Genomic DNA, 15,687 nt, shown 5'->3' on the forward strand with positions numbered 1-15,687 from the left:
ATGAACGCGCCGGTGAAGCCCTACGACATCGAAGCGATCCGCCGGGATTTCCCGATCCTGTCGCGCGAGGTCTACGGCAAACCGCTCGTCTATCTCGACAACGCCGCCTCCGCCCAGAAGCCGGAGGTGGTGATCGAGGCGATGTCGAAGCTGATGCGCGAGGACTATGCCAACGTCCATCGCGGGCTGCACTATCTCGCCAATGCCTCGACCGAAGCCTATGAAGCGGCTCGCGAAAGCGCCCGCCGCTTCCTCAACGCTGCCCATCTCGAGGAGATCGTGTTCACGCGCTCCTCGACGGGCGCGCTCAATACGATTGCCTCCTCGCTCGGCCGCCATCTGCAGCTCGGCGAGGGCGACGAGATCATCCTCTCGATCCTCGAGCACCACTCCAACATCGTGCCCTGGCACTATTGGCGGGAGCGCCATGGCGCCGTGATCAAATGGGCACCGGTGGACGAGGACGGCAACTTCCTGGTTGAGGAATTCGAGAAGCTGATTTCGCCGCGGACCAAGGTGGTCTCGCTGACGCATATGTCCAACGCGATCGGCACCATCCTGCCGATCCCCGAGATCGCCGCGATCTGCCGCTCGCATGGCCTGCCGCTGGTGGTCGACGGCAGCCAGGGCGCGGTGCATCTGCCCGTCGACGTCCAGGCGCTGGGCTGCGATTTCTACTGCTTCACCGGCCACAAGACCTATGGGCCGACCGGCTCCGGCATCCTCTGGGGCAAGCGCGAATGGCTGGAAAAGCTGCCGCCCTATGAAGGCGGCGGCGAGATGATCGTCACCGTCACCGAAGACACGGTCACCTATAACGACCCGCCGCATCGCTTCGAGGCCGGCACGCCGGCGATCATTGAGGCGGTGGGCCTGGGTGCGGCGCTGGACTACATGATGGCGCTCGGCGCTGAGAACATCGCCGCCCATGAGGCGCGGCTCGGCACTTATGCCATGCAGCGGCTGGGCGAGATGAACTCGATCCGCATCTTCGGCAAGGCGAAGAACAAGGGCGCGATCGTCGCCTTCGAGATGAAGGGCGCCCATGCCCATGACGTGGCGACGGTGATCGACCGTGCCGGCGTGGCGGTACGCGCGGGCACCCATTGCACCATGCCGTTGATGACGCGATATGGGGTGACGTCGACCTGCCGGGCCTCCTTTGGCCTCTACAACACGCTCGCCGAGGTCGACAGCCTCGTCGAAGCGCTCCAAAAGGCCGAGAGCCTGTTCGCTTGAGTAGGATTGCAAAGCCATGACCGACACCGCAGCCGACGAGATCAAGCCCAACGCCCCGACCATGGGCGCGGGCACCGGCCTACCGCCGGAGGAGATCGACCGTCTGACCGACGACATCATCGCCGCGCTGAAGACGGTCTACGATCCGGAGATCCCGTCCGACATCTACGAACTCGGGCTGATCTACCGCGTCGACATCGCCGATGACCGTCAGGTCGCAATCGACATGACGCTGACCGCGCCGGGCTGCCCCGTCGCGGGCGAAATGCCGGGCTGGGTCGAGAACGCGGTCTCGACGGTGAACGGCGTGTCCGGCGTCACCGTCAGCATGACCTTCGATCCGCCCTGGGACCAGTCCCGCATGTCCGACGAGGCCAGGGTCGCGCTCGACATGTGGTGAGGCTGGACGGCCCTCCAGAGGGCCGCCATAGTCCCGACCATGCGCTTCACGAAATGGGACTATGTCGCATTTCCCCTGCTCGCGGCTCTCGCGATCGGCATCTTCTATGGCGCCTTGCGTCTGGTCGGTTTCTTCGGACTGGGCATCCTTGGCCTCGTCATCGGCTTCATCGCAGTGCGGATGGATCTTGAGCGTGACGCGGCGAGCTCCGATCCGCGCGTGCTCGAAGAGCAGTTCAAGGCCCGCGACCGCATGTCCCGAGCCGAGCGGGCCGAGTTCCGGGCGGCTCAGCAGGCAAGGCTGAAACCGCTCTTCGTCGCGCAGGTCTTGGCGGCCGGGTTCGTCATCCTCGGCTTCGGGTTCCACTTCCTGCTTTGAGGGGCGACTATGGTTGTCGATGCAGATCGCCTCGGGATCGTGCGCCAAGCCTTTGCTCAGCAGATCCTTGCCGTAGCGGGCGTTGCCAATAATCCGGCGCTTGAAGCGGCTTTCGCCAGCGTGCCGCGCGAGAGCTTCATCGGCCCGCCGCCCTGGCAGATCGTCACGCGACAGGGCTACCGGACCCTGGCCTCCGATGATCCGGTGGTGGCCTATCAGGATATCAATTTCGCGTTGTCTCCGGGGCGCGGCGTCAACAATGGCAGCCCCTTGCTTCATGCCATCTGGCTGCATGCGCTCGGACCTCTTGCGGGCGCCCGCGTCGCGCATATCGGCGCGGGGACAGGCTACTACACCGCCATCCTCTCTCACCTCGTCGGGGAACGGGGCCAAGTCCTCGCCGTTGAACATGATTCCGAACTCGTCGAGCGGGCCGAGCGCAACCTGGCAGGCTACGAGAATGTCGCGCTGGTCGAGGCGGATGGCGCGACCCTGGATTTCGAACCCGTCGATGCGATCTACGTCAATTTCGCCGTCGGCCTACCCGCCGATCGCTGGATCGATGCCCTGCGGCCCGGTGGGCGCCTGATCTTTCCACTCGGCCAACCCGGGCGACGCCGGGGCACGTCGGGCGGCCGACATGCAGATGGCGGCGTATTCCGGATCGAGCGCGTCGCGAACGGCTTTGCAGCCGCCTGGCTGGGACCTGCCTTCTTCGTCTGCGCCGACGGCCTTCTCTCCCCTTCGCAGACGGATAGGCTGGCGCTGCACGCTGCCTTCGAGGCTGGCGGCATGGAGTTTGTCCGTTGCCTGCGTTGGCGAGAGCCGGCCGTCGCCGACCGGTCCTGGTTCATCGGCACTGGTTGGAGCCTCGGTTACGATGCCCCGGGAGACTGATCACGGGCTTTCCGGTGCGGGCACAGCCGAGTGAAATTGGTCCAGCGGTATGATGGCCCTAAGAGGTCGGCGACCGTTGGCTCACTCCTGCTTCGTCGCCGACCCATCGCGGTCCCGGCCATGACCGTTGCCGCTGGTCGCATCGCCATCGCCCGACAGGACGACCGGGTAGGCGCTGGTGAGGCCGTCCCTGTTGGGGCTGGGGGTGCCTTCGCCATATTGACCGGCCGCATCCTGCCGGATGTGCTCTGCGACCGCGCCTGAATCGGAATCATAGGGCGCACTCGGTCCCGTCGGATGAGACGAATCCGGGCTTGGTCCCGGACGATGCTGGTCCTGTTCGCCGGGCTGTCCCGGGCGCCGCGGCGTATCCGGGCCGGGATGGTTCTGGGTCTTGCCGGGCTCGGTCTTGGCGTGATCGCTCATGGCGCTGGTCCTCTCTGAAACTCGCGAAAGGAACCGGCGGGCAGGGGGACTGTTCCGCCGGCGCGATCAGCGACGGTGATCGATCGCATCTGCGGGCTTGATTATGCCGGTGGCCTGATCGGTGGCATCAAGCGCCGGGCCGCGTCTCTCGCGGCGGGGAGAACACCATGCGCCGCTATGCCTATGAGACCGTCGACGTCTTCACGGAAACCCGCTTCGGCGGCAACCAGCTCGCCGTCTTCACCGATGCGCGGGGCCTGAGCGATGCGGAGATGCAGTCGCTCGCGGCCGAGATGAACTACAGCGAGACGACCTTCGTGCTGCCCCCGGCCGACCCCGCCAACACGGCGCGCGTGCGCATCTTCACCCGCACCCATGAAATGCCCTTCGCCGGCCATCCCAATGTCGGAACCGCCTTCGTACTCGCCCGCCACGGCCGCGACAGCGGCGGGGTGCTGCGTTTCGAGGAGATCGCCGGCCTCGTCGAGGTGAAGGTCGCCAGCGACGCCGCCGGCGAGATTTCCGGTGCCGTCATCGCCGCGCCGCAGCCGCTCTCGACGGGCGTCGAGCTGCCGGCCGAGGCGATCGCCGCCTGCGCCGGGCTGAACCCCGAGGATGTGCTCGTCAGCAGGCACAAGCCGATCCGCGCCTCGGTCGGTGTCTTTTTCGTGCTTGCAGAGGTGGCTGCCGAGGCGCTGGCGCGCGCCACCCCCGACCTCACCCGGTTCCGCGCCCTGCGCGACGCGACGCCCGGTCTGGAGGGGCGGCTCTCGCTGTTCCTTTATGTCCGTGACGGCCAGGCGATCCGCGCCCGCATGTTCGCGCCGATCAGCGGCACCTGGGAGGACCCAGCCACCGGCAGCGCCAGCGCAACCCTGGCGGCCCTGCTGCTCTCGCTCGACGGCGGCGACAGCGCGACCTTCACCCTGACGCAAGGCGTCGAGATGGGCCGCCCGAGCCTGCTGCAGCTCACGGCCCGTCGCGACGCCGACGGCATCCGCGCCACCGTCGGCGGCTCCTGCGTGCCGGTGTTCCGGGGCGAGGCGCTGTTGTGATGTTGGGCTGACGGAGGTCGTCGAACAAGGGCCGTCATCCCGGGCGCAGCGCAGCGGAGACCCGGGATCCATTCCGGAACCTCACCCATCGATGCTCCGGAATGGGTCCCGGATCGGCGCCGCTGCGCGGCTTGTCCGGGACGACGCGCGTATGGCGTTACGCTTGGTGGGAGCGGGTTGGGACTTCGAGGCCCAGCTCCGCCCGCGCCCGCCTCGTCAGCCCCGCCGCGACCAGCCGGTGGCTCTCGCGCAGATAATCCTCCAGCGCCTCGTCCGGCATGGTCTCGTCGGTCAGACGCTGGATCCAGCTCATGCCGCGCGAGGCGAGATAGGGAGCGGGACGCAGGCCCGGCTGCTCCTTCAGGATGTCGAAGCTCGCCCAGGAGCATTTGAAGGTCACCGAGAGCGCCACGCCGTCATCCGTGCGAGCGATGGCGAAGACCTTGGCGCCGACCTTCCAGACATGGGCGCCGCCCCATTGCACGACGCTGCTGGTGGCCGGCAGGCCAGCGCAGAAGCTGTTGTAGCCGTCCAGCGTCATCGGTGGCCTCGCCTGCCTCAATAGCTCTCGACGTCGATCCCATGCCCCGCGGCGGCAGCCTTGATCTGCGACCAGGTCTCGTCGTCGAGCGGGATGCCGGCCGCACCGCGCTCGATCCGCATGGCGCGCTCCTTCTCGCCCGGCGTCAGCACCGGATCGGCCGGGTCCTGCGGCTTGGCCGCTCGCACGAAGGCCAGGTAGCTCTCGATCCGGCTTTTGCGAAGATCGGCATCGGGCTCGAGCCGCGCCGGGTCGATCAGGATGCCAAACAGCGAATTGATGATCCAGCTCTTGGCCGGCTTCTGGTCGATGCGGGCCGCGCCCATCAGACCGGCGGAGAGCAACTCTGCGATCAGCGACAGGCCCGCGCCCTTGTGGTCGCCGAAGGGCAAAAGGGCACCCAGCGTCTCGCCGTCCGAGAGCCCATGCGCGAAGACGTGGCGCGGCTCCGTCGTCGGGCGGCCCTCGCCGTCGATGATGAAGCCCGGAGGCACGGTGACGCCCTTGTTGAGCGCGACGCGCGCCTTGCCATGCGCCATCCGGCTGGTGGCGAAATCGAGGATGATCGGCTCGGCACCCGGGACGGGAATGCCGATCGCATGCGGGTTGGTGCCGAAGCGCGCCTCCCTGGCGGCATGCGGCGCGACGATCGGCGGGCGGCCGGCGACATTGACCCAGAACAGCGAGATCAGCCCCTGCGCGGCGGCGGCCTCGGCATAATGGCCGATGCGGCCGATATGGTGGGCGTCGAGCAGGTTCAGGATCGCGACCCCGCCGGTCTTCGCCATCGCGGCCGCCTGCTCGACCGCATTGCGGGCGGCGGGCTGGCCTAGCGCGACGCCCGCATCGATGATCAGGAAGGGAGCCGCATCGAGCCGCGTCGTCGGCTGCGAGGCCGGGGACAGGTTCCCGTCCGCGAGCGACTGGAAATAGAGCGGCAGCATGCCGATGCCGTGGCTGTCATGCCCGCTGAGATTGGCCAGCACCAGATGCTCGGCGGTTTCGGCCGCGGCCTCCGCGCTCCAGCCGGCGGCGACGATCATGTCCTGGACGAGGGCGCGGAGCGATTGCGGGCTGTGGGTACGGTAAGCCATGGGAAGGATGTCGCCGGGTGGATGCGGAGGGAGGAAGCGTCACAGTGCATGGCGCAGACGGCCATGCAACATCCCGGGCGCGGCAGCGCCCTGCGTGCCCACACCTCGACCTTTCCTTCGGCAATCTTATGTAGGAGGGTGCAATCTTGCTTCATCGGGCCTTGAACCCGATTGGGGAGGGACAACGGATGTTTTCGATACCCGGCCTGAAGGTCGTTTCGCTGACGGATGCCGCCGCGGCGCGGATCCGCGAGATCATGGCGCAGTCGGACAGCGCGGAGCCGGCGCTCGGCCTGCGCGTCGGCGTCAAGAAGGGCGGTTGCGCCGGGATGGAATACACCTTCGAGGTCGCCCGCGAGGCTGCCAAGGGCGACGAAGTCGTCACCGAGAAGGGTGCGACGGTCATCGTCGACGGCAAGGCCGTGCTGTTCCTGCTCGGAACCGAACTCGATTTTCGGACGGACCGGTTCTCGTCGACCTTCGTCTTCAACAACCCCAACCAGGTCTCGGCCTGTGGTTGCGGCGAATCGGTCGAGATCAAGCCGCGCGCGGATACCGCCGCCGCCCATTGAGCGGTCGGGCCGGGCCGATCCCGTCAGGCGACGCGGCTGGCGGCCTCGACTGCATCCTCGGTGACGGTGCGGTTGCGGCCGGCGCGCTTGGCGGCCAGCAGCGCCTGGTCGGCCCGCTCGGTCAGGGAGGCCGCCGTATCGCCGCGCGCATAGCTCGCGACGCCCAGCGAGATCGTGATGCGCCCGAGATTCTCGTTGGTCGAGCGCTTTACCAGTTCGCGCGTCAGCAGGGCCTGGCGCACCGTCTCGGCTCCGAACTTGCCCGCGATCAGGTCGGCATCGGGCAGGATGACGGCGAACTCCTCGCCGCCGAAGCGGGTGATGATCGCCTTGTCCTTGAACTTGTCCTTCATGGTGCGGGCGACGAGCCGCAGCACCTGGTCGCCCGTGAGGTGGCCATGGGCGTCGTTGAACTGCTTGAAGAAATCGATATCGGCCATCACCAGCGCGAAGGGCTCGCGCCGCAGCGTCGCCTGATCGATCGACTTCTGCAGCATCTCCTCGAAATGGCGGCGGTTGGCGAGGCCCGTCAACGGATCGGTGAGCGCCTCGGCCCGCGTCGATTCCAGCGCCTCGCGCAGATTGCGGATCTCGTTGGAGCTGTCACGCAACTGCGCCTCGAGCTTGGTCTTGCGCGTGACCTCCTCGCGCGTCGACATCACCAGCGCCTCGACCCATTCGCGCAGCTTCTGGCGGTCGGCGGGCGCGGGCACGTCCTCTGACATGGCGCAGAGGCGCCCATGATAGCGCTCGCTCGAATCGAGCGCCTTGTCGACGAGCGCCATCAGCCCGTCGATCTCGCCCAGCACCTGCAGGCTGGTTCGCTCGGCATGGCGGGCCAGCCGCTCGGTACCGATGAAGCGGTCATAGAGCTGGTCGATGTCGGCGACGCCGACCTTGCCCTCGCTGCCCGTGATGATGGCCTGCATCGCCATGCTGATCGCCGGCATTTCGCCGCTGAGATGGGCGTACCAGACTTCGAAGGCGCGCGGATAGGTCGGTGAACCATGCTCGCGCATCGCCGCAACGACGCGTTCGGCGAGGTCGTCCGATGGGGAGAGGGGCAGTGCGTGGTCGCTCATGCCATCGACAATCCGAACGCGGAGTCCGCTCGCGGCTGAAAGCCGCGGCAGCCTCGATTGAGAATCGAAGCGGGACATCCTGTCCGTCTCAACGGCGGCATGCGCCCGTCCGTGATTGCGACCTCGGCCGCCTCCACAAGTTGACCTTAGGCGAGGCAGGTTAAAATGCCGTTGACCCGGGGCGCCTCAGCCGACGCGGACAGGCCGCATCAGAAACGCGGGAACATGGTCGCCCAAACCCTTGACCTTGGGGCCGTCATCGTCGTCGCGGCGGCGCGGCTCGGGGCGCGGAGACCGGCCCTCGGTGGCCTTGACCGGCTTGGCGGCGACGCTCTCCGGCGCGCGCTCGGGACGCGCGGCGGGGGCCTCGGGACGAGCCTTTCCGCGGGACGGTGCCTCGGCCGCGCCGTCGCCACGGATCTTCGTCCGTGTCGGGCCGTCGCCGGCGCCACGCCGGCGCGGTGCCACAACCTCATCCTCCGAGGCCGTGCGCTCGACCCGGATCGGGCGCGGGGCCGTTTCCGGCTCTGCCGCCCGCGGGCCACGTTCGGGGCGGCCGCGTCCACGCTCGCCACCGCGCCCGCGACGCTCGTCACCGCGGCCACCGCGACTCGGGCGTTCCTCGCGCGGCGCGCCCGGCGGCAGCGCGTCGAGGCCACGGCCTTCCTCCCAGGAGATGCCCTGGCCCATCAGCTTCTCAATCGCCGCGACGAGCTTCTCGTCATGCTTCGTCACGATGGTGAAGGAAGCACCCTCGCGGCCGGCGCGGCCGGTGCGGCCGATGCGGTGGACATAGTCCTCGGCATGCGTCGGGACGTCGTAGTTGAAGACGTGGCTGACGGCGGGAATGTCCAACCCGCGCGCGGCGACATCGCTGGCGACCAGGATAGGCATCTCGCCGGTGCGGAAGGATTCGAGCGCCGCCATGCGGGCGTACTGGTCCATGTCGCCATGCAGCGAGACAGCCGGAAAGCCATGCTTCTGCAAGGACTTGTGCAGCGTTGCGACATCGCGCTTGCGGTTGCAGAAGACGATCGCGTTCTGCAGGTCCTTGGCTTCGTTGATCAGCTTGCGCAGCGTCTCGCGCTTCTCGAAATCCTGGCCGTTGGAGGCGATCAGCCGCTGTGTGATCGTGGTGGCCGCGGTGGCGGGGCGCGAAACCTCGACGCGCACCGGATTGTGCAGGAACTGCTCGCTGATGCGCGTGATCTCGGGCGGCATTGTCGCGGTAAAGAACAAGGTCTGGCGCGTGAAGGGAACGAGTTTACAAACCCGCTCGATGTCGGGAATGAAGCCCATGTCGAGCATGCGGTCGGCCTCGTCGATGACGAGCAGCTCGACGCCGGTGAGCAGCAGCTTGCCGCGCTCGACATGGTCGAGCAGGCGGCCCGGAGTCGCGATCAGCACGTCGACGCCGCGGGTGATCTTGGCGTCCTGGTCGCCGAAGGAGACGCCGCCGATCAGCAGTGCCACCGAGAGCTTCTGGTTGACGCCGTAGCGGGTGAAGTTCTCCTCGACCTGCGCGGCGAGCTCGCGGGTCGGCTCGAGGATCAGCGTGCGCGGCATCCGGGCGCGGGCACGGCCGTTCTCGAGGATCGTCAGCATCGGCAGGGTGAAGGCGGCGGTCTTGCCGGTTCCGGTCTGGGCGATGCCGAGCACATCGCGGCGGGCCAGCACATGCGGGATGGCCTGCGCCTGGATCGGGGTCGGGGTGTTGTAGCCTGCGGTCGTGACGGCTGTCAGAACCTTTTCACTCAGGCCGAGTTCGGCGAAAGACATCGATGGTTGCGCTTCTTCAAGGGTCGGTGACACGTGGCGGGATGACCGACTCGACCGCGACGGTGGCGCGACTTCTTGTTCCAGCGCGCCTTCGGACCCGTGTGCAATGCAGAAAAAACACGGCAAAGTCAACAATCTAGCGCCTCAGGAGGCTGAAGACCGATGACCGAACCGCTCGTGCTGATCCCGGGATTGAGTTGCGATGCCCGCCTCTATGCGCCGCAATGGCCCGCATTGGCGCCGGGGCGCCCGATTCTGGTGGCGCAGCACGATCGCGACGAGAGCCTCGGCGCCATCGTCGAGCGGCTGCTCGCGGCAGCACCCGCGCGCTTTGCCCTCTGTGGCCTGTCGATGGGCGGTTACACCGCTTTCAAGGTGATGCGCCGCGCTCCCGAACGCGTGACGCGGCTGGCTCTGCTCGACACCAGCGCCAAGCCCGCTACGCCCGAAACCAACGCCCCGCGCGAGCAGATGATCGCGCTGGCGCAGAAGGGTGCCTTCGACAACGTCACGACGCTGCTCTGGCAGCGGCTGGTGGCGCCCGCGCGGCTCTCCGACGAGGCGCTGCGTCTCGAGGTCCGGGCGATGGCCGAGGCGGTCGGCGCGGATGGCTTCGTGCGCCAGCAGCGCGCGATCATGGCGCGTCCGGACTCTCGGCCGGGGCTGGGGGCAATCGGCGTGCCGACGCTTGTCCTCGTCGGCGAGGAGGACCTGATCACGCCGCCGTCGGAGGCGCAGGAGATCGCGAGAGGAATCGGCGCGGCGGCGCGCCTCGTCACGCTGCCCGGCTGCGGGCATCTGGCAACGCTCGAGCAGCCGGAGGCCGTCACGCGCGCCTTGCTGGCCTGGTTGGGCTGAGCCTCAACGGGGCAGGACGCAAGGGTCGAGCTTCGTCTCGGCGGCCGCCCTGCGCAGCGATCCGGTCGTCATCGGGTCGGCTGCCCGCCCACCCGACGCCGCTGCTGCGACCTGGGCCAGGCGCTCGCGGTCGAAATGGGCGGTCTGGTTCGAGATGACATTGGCGGCGATGACCGAGAGGAAGGCGATCGCTGCCCCGGCCTTCGCAAGGTCGGCGACCAGCGTTCCGCGCTCGTTGCGCCAGAACAGTGTGATGAGCCGCATGTGGGCCTCCCCAGCGCCGACGCAGCTTCGCGCCCGGCGGGAACGACTTTGCGGCAGCAGCCGTAAAAAGACGGTTAGCGAAGCGTTGGCGCGACAGGTCGGATTGTCGGCATCGCATCGGCCTCGGCCGGGGCTCCCGCCAGCGCGGCCCGCTGCTCGCGGAACAGGCTGCGCAGGGCGGCGGCCACCGCGGCGACCGCCGGGCGTTGCCGCGAGACCTCATGCGTCACGAGGAATATCTCGTCCGCGGTCCGGTCCGGAGGTGGAGCCAGCCGTCTAAGCGTTTCGTCGGCGTCGCCCATGAAGCAGGGCACCATCGAAACGGCCCCGGAGGCGCGCACGCTCTCGTAACGCGCCGCCGAATCGCCGACGCGCGCGGCGATGGGCCGTCCGGCCGCAAAGGCGAGGATGTGCTCGTCGATGCGCGAGGAGGTTTCGCGGCTGACCGAGATGATCGGCGCCGTCTGCGGATCGACGTCACGGCGGACATAGAGCGCCTGCACCAGCCGGCCGATCTTCTGGGCGAAATGGCCGGGCTCGTCGGGAACGCGGCTCATCCGGATCGCGATGTCGGCGTCGCCGCGGGCGAGGTCGAGCCGTTGCCGGGTGCTGATGATAACGATCTCGACGCCGCCGGCCGCTGCGGAGAGGGCGGTGGCGTGCTTCGTCAGCATCAGGCTGATCGAGGTCGTCGCCGTCACCCGGACCGGCGCATCCGCACCGACACGCAAGCCGCGCGCCCGGCTCGCAAAACGCTCGGCAGCTACCGCAACGTGGTCCGCCTCGCTGGCGAGAGCGGCGCCCGCCTCGGTCGGGATCAGGCGGTTGGCGCCCCGCCGGAAGAGCAGCAGCCCGAGATCCCGCTCGAGGATCTTGAGCCGGCGAGCAATCGTCGCCTCGCTCAGGCGCAGCCTCACCGCCGCCAGGGCCAGCGACCCGCTTTCGGCGATGGCGTGGAATATCCGCAGATCGTCCCAGCCGGGCGCCGCCAGATCGCCGTCGCGTCGAGATGCAGCGGGAGGAGGGCGCCCCATCGGATCAGCGGCCCGTCGCTGAAGAGCCGTTCGCGCAAGCGCTTGTCGGCGGTTCCGGAGGGATCATGGCAGAGCGGCGCTGGGCAGGAGGGCGTGTCATGAGGCATGCGGCCAACATGCGCGCCATGCCCCGCCTGCGCAGCCCGACAGCTTTGCCGGCCAACCCCGCAACAATGCGGGGCTGGCGGGGGGCGCCGGAGCGGGCCGCGGCGATCACAGGTCGATCAGCTCCCCGGCGAAGGCTGCCCGCTCCTGGATGAAGAGGAAGCGCGCTTCCGGCTTGTTGCCCATCAGCCGCTCGACCGTGTCGGAGGTCTCCTCGCGGGTCTCGTGATCGACCATGACCTTGAGCAGGATGCGCTTGGCCGGATCCATCGTGGTTTCCTTGAGCTCGGCCGGCATCATCTCGCCGAGGCCCTTGAAGCGGCCGATCTCGGGCTTCTTGCCCTTGAAGACGCTGGCGATGAGCTCGTCCTTGTGGGCGTCGTCGCGGGCATAGACGGATTTGCCGCCAAGGCGCAGGCGGTAGAGCGGCGGGATCGAGAGATAGAGGTGTCCCTTCTCGATCAGCCGCGGCATCTGGCGCCAGAAGAAGGTCACCAGCAGCGAGGCGATGTGCGCGCCGTCGACATCGGCGTCGGTCATCACGATGACCTTCTCGTAGCGCAGATCGTCCTCGCGGAACTGGCTGCCGATGCCGCAGCCGAGCGCCAGGATCAGGTCGGCGAGCTGCTGGTTCGCATTCAGCTTCTCGCGGGTGGCGTTGGCGACGTTGAGGATCTTGCCGCGCAGCGGCAGGATCGCCTGGGTGGCGCGGTTGCGCGCCTGCTTGGCCGAGCCGCCGGCCGAATCGCCCTCGACGATGAAGAGCTCCGAGCCGGCCGCGCCGGCATTCGAGCAGTCGGCGAGCTTGCCGGGCAGCCTGAGCTTGCGGGTCGCGGTCTTGCGCGAGACCTCCTTCTCGAGCCGGCGGCGCAGGCGCTCCTCGGCCCGGTCGACCGACCAGTCGAGCAGTTTCAGCGCCTGCTGCGGCGCCTGGGCGAGCCAGTGGTCGAAGGCGTCGCGCACGGCGTTCTCGACGATGCGCGCGGCCTCCAGCGTCGCCAGCTTGTCCTTGGTCTGGCCCTGGAACTCCGGCTCGCGGATGAACACCGAGAGCATGGCCGCGCAGGTCGCCATCACGTCGTCGGCGGTGACCTGCGCCATGCGCTTCGACTGGCCGATGCGCTCGGCATGGTCGCGCAGGCCGCGCAGCAGCGCGATCCGCAGGCCGGATTCATGCGTGCCGCCCTCGGGCGTCGGGATCGTGTTGCAGTAGGAGGAGGAGAAGCCGTCCTCGCCCGTCGCCAGCCAGGCGATCGCCCATTCGAGCGAGCCGTGGCTGCCGTCCTTGGTGATCTTGCCGGAGAAGATCGGCTCGGCCACGAGGTCCTTGCCCTCGATCTCGCGGGCCAGATAGTCGCGCAGGCCGCCGGGGAACTTGAAGACGGCCTCGGCGGCGACATCGCCCTCCGGCTTGAGCAGGCCGGGCGCGCAGCGCCAGCGGATCTCGACGCCGCCGAACAGATAGGCCTTGGAGCGGGCCATGCGGAACAGCCGCGCCGGCACGAACTGCGCGCCTTCGCCGAAGATCTGTGCGTCGGCATGGAAGCGCACCCGCGTGCCACGCCGGTTGGCGACGGGGCCGACCGTCTCCAGCGGCCCCTGCGGCAGGCCGCGCGAGAACACCTGGCGGTAGAGCATCTTGCTGCGGGCGACCTCGACTTCGAGCCGGTCGGAGAGCGCATTGACGACCGAGACGCCGACGCCGTGCAGGCCGCCGGAGGTCTCATAGGCCTTGGAGTCGAACTTTCCGCCGGCATGGAGCGTGGTCATGATGACCTCGAGCGCCGACTTGCCGGGAAATTTCGGGTGCGGGTCGACCGGAATGCCGCGGCCATTGTCGGTCACCGCGATCGAGCCATCCTCCAACACCTCGACATCGATGAAGCTCGCATGGCCGGCGACCGCCTCGTCCATGGCGTTGTCGATGACCTCGGCGAAGAGGTGATGCAGCGCGCGCTCGTCGGTGCCGCCGATATACATGCCGGGCCGCCGGCGCACCGGCTCCAGCCCCTCCAGCACCTCGATGGCCGAGGCGTCGTAGCCGGCCTCCGACAGGGTCCCGTTGCGCGGGGGCGCCGCCGCGGCCGGCTGCTGGCGTACGGGGGCGGCCGATAGGGCCTGCGCCGCAGCGGCGCGCGCCGGCTTCGCAGCCGCAGGCGGGGCCATGGGGGCCGGGTCGCCGGGCTGGCCGCCGAAAAGATCGCCGTTGTCCACCATGGTCCGCCTGAAAGTCCCCGATTCGCGACGTTCGATCATAGCCCAGATGGGTCGCCGACGCGTCCGGCCCCTGTCCTACAGCGATGCCGCCGCGCTGGGAACCGGCCTGTTCAACGCGCGTTAAGGCCCGGTCGGCCATGATCGCCGGAATGCGACAGGCGGGCCGCTGCGGCGGCTGCGACATTGGCGCTGAAGTGAGGGGGAACGGTATGGCCCACAGGGACACGCACATCACGATGGCGGGGCTGGAGCGGGCGGCGCGCTGTGCCGGCGAAGCCTTCGGCCATGACGAGGTCGCCGGCTATGGCGACGCGGCCTTCCCGTCCGGCTGGCGGGCGCGGCTGACCGCGGGATTCTCGGCCATGCTCGGCCGCCTGGTGCCCGGCGGCCGCTGACCGCGAGCCGAGCCTGACGGCACCGCCGCGCAGCGACGGCAAAACATCAACCTTTTCGCCCTAGGGTGGTAGCGGAAAGGTGTCCTGCCCATGCGTTGCGTCATCGTCAGCGATTTCGGTGCCGTCAATGGCGGCGCCGCCAAGGTGGCCATCGAGAGCGCGCGCGGTCTGGCCGAGGCCGGGGTCGAGGTCGTCTTCGCCTGCGCGATCGGTCCGGTCTCGCCGCGGCTCGACCATCCCCGCATCGACGTTCAGCGCTTCGAGGGCGAGGAGATCTGGAAGGTCGGGGGCCGCATCGCCGCCGCCCGGCAGGGCATCTGGAACGCTGCCGCCCATGCCTTCCTGACCGCGCTGCTCGCGCGCCAGCCGGCCGGGACGATCGTCCATCTGCATCAGTGGACCAAGGCCTTCAGTCCGGCCGCCATCGCAGCCGTGGGCGAGAGCGGGCTGCCGGTCGCGATCACAATGCACGACTATTTCTCGTTCTGCCCCACCGGCGGCTATTTCGACTTCAAGGCGGGAGCGCCTTGCGCACGCCGGCCGATGTCGGGCGGCTGCATGGCGGCGAATTGCGACCGCGAGAGCTATGCCCACAAGCTCGTCCGCGTCGCCCGGCAATGGCGCTCCGACGAGGCGCTGCGCGCACTGGCCCAGCCGCTCTTCATCCATGTCAGCGATTTCGCGCGCGACGTCGCCCGCGCGTTCCTGCCCCGGCAGGCCCGCCATGTGGTGGTCGAGAACATGATGGAGGCCCAGAAGCGGCCGCCCGCCGAGGTCGCCGGCAACCGGCACGCGCTGTTCCTCGGGCGCTTCACCCAGGAGAAGGCCGGCGACGTCCTGGCCCGGGCGGCGCGCGAGGCGGGGATGCCGGTGCGCTTCGTCGGCGAGGGACCGCTGCGCGCCGAGATCCTCAAGGCCAATCCCGCCGCCGATTTCGGCGCCTGGGTTCCCGCGGAGCGCGTCTTCGAGGAGATCGAGCGCGCCCGCTGCCTCGTCCTGCCTTCGCTCTGGTACGAGCCCGGGCCGCTGGTCGTGGCCGAGGCCCGCTCGCGCGGCGTGCCGGTCGTGCTCGCCCGCACGACCGGGCCGGCCGGCTGGATCCGCGACGGCGAGGACGGGCTGCTCGTCGATGGCGGGGATGTCGCGGGTCTGGCGGCCGCGCTCGCGCAGCTTCAGGACGACGAGACGGCGCGTCGCATGGGGGAGGCCGCCTATCGGCACTACTGGGCCGACCCGCTGACGGTCGCGCGCCATGTCGCGCGCACCATCGCCGCCTATGAGACGCTGGCCCGCGCGCCGCAGGCCGCCAGCGCCGCGGGCTAGGGCGCCGGAATCTGCGGTTTCGCTAAGG

At 68.8% G+C, this 15,687-nt stretch carries 17 protein-coding genes; 9 read left to right on the top strand and 8 right to left on the bottom strand.

All coding sequences use genetic code 11. From position 1 onward, the window contains the following. The 4 genes from SJY11_RS13940 to SJY11_RS13955 all read left to right on the top strand — a co-directional run bounded on the left by SJY11_RS13940 (position 1) and on the right by SJY11_RS13955 (position 2,914). Positions 1-1,239: an aminotransferase class V-fold PLP-dependent enzyme gene (locus SJY11_RS13940; RefSeq protein WP_376987190.1), complete on the top strand. Its 1,239-nt coding sequence runs from the start codon at positions 1-3 to the stop codon at positions 1,237-1,239. Positions 1,240-1,300: 61 nt separating this feature from the next. Next, positions 1,301-1,639 (top strand): SUF system Fe-S cluster assembly protein, encoded by a 339-nt coding sequence (locus SJY11_RS13945; RefSeq protein ID WP_376989325.1) that lies wholly within the window; start codon positions 1,301-1,303, stop codon positions 1,637-1,639. 39 nt (positions 1,640-1,678) lie between these two features. Beyond that, complete coding sequence (locus tag SJY11_RS13950) at positions 1,679-2,017, top strand: hypothetical protein (protein ID WP_376987191.1); 339 nt, start codon at positions 1,679-1,681, stop codon at positions 2,015-2,017. 9 nt (positions 2,018-2,026) lie between these two features. Next, complete coding sequence (locus tag SJY11_RS13955; RefSeq protein WP_376987192.1) at positions 2,027-2,914, top strand: protein-L-isoaspartate O-methyltransferase family protein; 888 nt, start codon at positions 2,027-2,029, stop codon at positions 2,912-2,914. 81 nt (positions 2,915-2,995) lie between these two features. On the opposite strand, the gene SJY11_RS13960 is transcribed toward SJY11_RS13955, so the two are convergent. Continuing rightward, complete coding sequence (locus SJY11_RS13960; protein ID WP_376987193.1) at positions 2,996-3,340, bottom strand: hypothetical protein; 345 nt, start codon at positions 3,338-3,340, stop codon at positions 2,996-2,998. A 167-nt stretch (positions 3,341-3,507) separates the two neighbouring features. Between SJY11_RS13960 and SJY11_RS13965 the strand changes: the two genes are divergently transcribed. Next, on the top strand, positions 3,508-4,395 hold the full coding sequence (locus SJY11_RS13965; RefSeq protein ID WP_376987194.1) for a PhzF family phenazine biosynthesis protein: 888 nt from the start codon (positions 3,508-3,510) through the stop codon (positions 4,393-4,395). A gap of 157 nt (positions 4,396-4,552) precedes the next feature. Here SJY11_RS13965 and SJY11_RS13970 read toward each other — a convergent pair whose 3' ends face one another. Both SJY11_RS13970 and SJY11_RS13975 read right to left on the bottom strand, forming a co-directional pair. After that, positions 4,553-4,936, bottom strand: a complete 384-nt coding sequence (locus SJY11_RS13970) for an MmcQ/YjbR family DNA-binding protein (protein WP_376987195.1) — start codon at positions 4,934-4,936, stop codon at positions 4,553-4,555. 17 nt (positions 4,937-4,953) lie between these two features. Further along, on the bottom strand, positions 4,954-6,030 hold the full coding sequence (locus SJY11_RS13975) for a malate/lactate/ureidoglycolate dehydrogenase (RefSeq protein WP_376987196.1): 1,077 nt from the start codon (positions 6,028-6,030) through the stop codon (positions 4,954-4,956). Positions 6,031-6,218: 188 nt separating this feature from the next. Between SJY11_RS13975 and SJY11_RS13980 the strand changes: the two genes are divergently transcribed. Continuing rightward, the gene (locus tag SJY11_RS13980) at positions 6,219-6,602 is read left to right on the top strand and encodes a HesB/IscA family protein (protein ID WP_376987197.1); all 384 of its coding nucleotides are present in this window, start codon (positions 6,219-6,221) and stop codon (positions 6,600-6,602) included. A 23-nt stretch (positions 6,603-6,625) separates the two neighbouring features. On the opposite strand, the gene SJY11_RS13985 is transcribed toward SJY11_RS13980, so the two are convergent. Beyond that, complete coding sequence (locus SJY11_RS13985; RefSeq protein WP_376987198.1) at positions 6,626-7,684, bottom strand: GGDEF domain-containing protein; 1,059 nt, start codon at positions 7,682-7,684, stop codon at positions 6,626-6,628. A 186-nt stretch (positions 7,685-7,870) separates the two neighbouring features. Beyond that, a complete protein-coding gene (locus SJY11_RS13990; protein WP_376987199.1) occupies positions 7,871-9,463 on the bottom strand; it encodes a DEAD/DEAH box helicase in 1,593 nt (530 codons plus the stop codon). A gap of 162 nt (positions 9,464-9,625) precedes the next feature. Here SJY11_RS13990 and SJY11_RS13995 point away from each other — a divergent pair, with 162 nt between their 5' ends. Next, positions 9,626-10,321 carry an alpha/beta fold hydrolase gene (locus tag SJY11_RS13995; RefSeq protein ID WP_376987200.1) on the top strand — a complete coding sequence of 232 codons (696 nt, stop codon included), beginning with the start codon at positions 9,626-9,628 and terminating at the stop codon, positions 10,319-10,321. Positions 10,322-10,324: 3 nt separating this feature from the next. Here SJY11_RS13995 and SJY11_RS14000 read toward each other — a convergent pair whose 3' ends face one another. From SJY11_RS14000 to parE, 3 genes are all read right to left on the bottom strand, one after another. Next, complete coding sequence (locus SJY11_RS14000) at positions 10,325-10,585, bottom strand: hypothetical protein (RefSeq protein ID WP_376987201.1); 261 nt, start codon at positions 10,583-10,585, stop codon at positions 10,325-10,327. A gap of 74 nt (positions 10,586-10,659) precedes the next feature. Further along, positions 10,660-11,619, bottom strand: a complete 960-nt coding sequence (locus SJY11_RS14005; RefSeq protein WP_376987203.1) for a LysR family transcriptional regulator — start codon at positions 11,617-11,619, stop codon at positions 10,660-10,662. 213 nt (positions 11,620-11,832) lie between these two features. Next, complete coding sequence (gene parE / locus SJY11_RS14010) at positions 11,833-13,890, bottom strand: DNA topoisomerase IV subunit B (RefSeq protein WP_376987204.1); 2,058 nt, start codon at positions 13,888-13,890, stop codon at positions 11,833-11,835. Between the two features lie 260 nt (positions 13,891-14,150). On the opposite strand from parE, the gene SJY11_RS14015 reads away from it, so the two are divergent. Then, on the top strand, positions 14,151-14,336 hold the full coding sequence (locus SJY11_RS14015) for a hypothetical protein (protein ID WP_376987205.1): 186 nt from the start codon (positions 14,151-14,153) through the stop codon (positions 14,334-14,336). Positions 14,337-14,426: 90 nt separating this feature from the next. Continuing rightward, complete coding sequence (locus SJY11_RS14020) at positions 14,427-15,659, top strand: glycosyltransferase (RefSeq protein ID WP_376987206.1); 1,233 nt, start codon at positions 14,427-14,429, stop codon at positions 15,657-15,659. Positions 15,660-15,687 lie beyond the last annotated feature (28 nt).

The sequence above is a fragment of the Allobosea sp. R86505 genome (assembly GCF_042466375.1).
Classification (GTDB): domain Bacteria; phylum Pseudomonadota; class Alphaproteobacteria; order Rhizobiales; family Beijerinckiaceae; genus Allobosea.

Bases quoted from the DNA above. Each gene is read 5' to 3' on its own strand.
- SJY11_RS13940 (WP_376987190.1), top strand. From the start codon at position 1: ATGAACGCGCCGGTGAAGCCCTACGACATCGAAGCGATCCGCCGGGAT.
- SJY11_RS13945 (WP_376989325.1), top strand. From the start codon at position 1,301: ATGGGCGCGGGCACCGGCCTACCGCCGGAGGAGATCGACCGTCTGACC.
- SJY11_RS13950 (WP_376987191.1), top strand. From the start codon at position 1,679: ATGCGCTTCACGAAATGGGACTATGTCGCATTTCCCCTGCTCGCGGCT.
- SJY11_RS13955 (WP_376987192.1), top strand. From the start codon at position 2,027: ATGGTTGTCGATGCAGATCGCCTCGGGATCGTGCGCCAAGCCTTTGCT.
- SJY11_RS13960 (WP_376987193.1), bottom strand. From the start codon at position 3,340: ATGAGCGATCACGCCAAGACCGAGCCCGGCAAGACCCAGAACCATCCC.
- SJY11_RS13965 (WP_376987194.1), top strand. From the start codon at position 3,508: ATGCGCCGCTATGCCTATGAGACCGTCGACGTCTTCACGGAAACCCGC.
- SJY11_RS13970 (WP_376987195.1), bottom strand. From the start codon at position 4,936: ATGACGCTGGACGGCTACAACAGCTTCTGCGCTGGCCTGCCGGCCACC.
- SJY11_RS13975 (WP_376987196.1), bottom strand. From the start codon at position 6,030: ATGGCTTACCGTACCCACAGCCCGCAATCGCTCCGCGCCCTCGTCCAG.
- SJY11_RS13980 (WP_376987197.1), top strand. From the start codon at position 6,219: ATGTTTTCGATACCCGGCCTGAAGGTCGTTTCGCTGACGGATGCCGCC.
- SJY11_RS13985 (WP_376987198.1), bottom strand. From the start codon at position 7,684: ATGAGCGACCACGCACTGCCCCTCTCCCCATCGGACGACCTCGCCGAA.
- SJY11_RS13990 (WP_376987199.1), bottom strand. From the start codon at position 9,463: ATGTCTTTCGCCGAACTCGGCCTGAGTGAAAAGGTTCTGACAGCCGTC.
- SJY11_RS13995 (WP_376987200.1), top strand. From the start codon at position 9,626: ATGACCGAACCGCTCGTGCTGATCCCGGGATTGAGTTGCGATGCCCGC.
- SJY11_RS14000 (WP_376987201.1), bottom strand. From the start codon at position 10,585: ATGCGGCTCATCACACTGTTCTGGCGCAACGAGCGCGGAACGCTGGTC.
- SJY11_RS14005 (WP_376987203.1), bottom strand. From the start codon at position 11,619: ATGGGGCGCCCTCCTCCCGCTGCATCTCGACGCGACGGCGATCTGGCG.
- parE (WP_376987204.1), bottom strand. From the start codon at position 13,890: ATGGCCCCGCCTGCGGCTGCGAAGCCGGCGCGCGCCGCTGCGGCGCAG.
- SJY11_RS14015 (WP_376987205.1), top strand. From the start codon at position 14,151: ATGGCCCACAGGGACACGCACATCACGATGGCGGGGCTGGAGCGGGCG.
- SJY11_RS14020 (WP_376987206.1), top strand. From the start codon at position 14,427: ATGCGTTGCGTCATCGTCAGCGATTTCGGTGCCGTCAATGGCGGCGCC.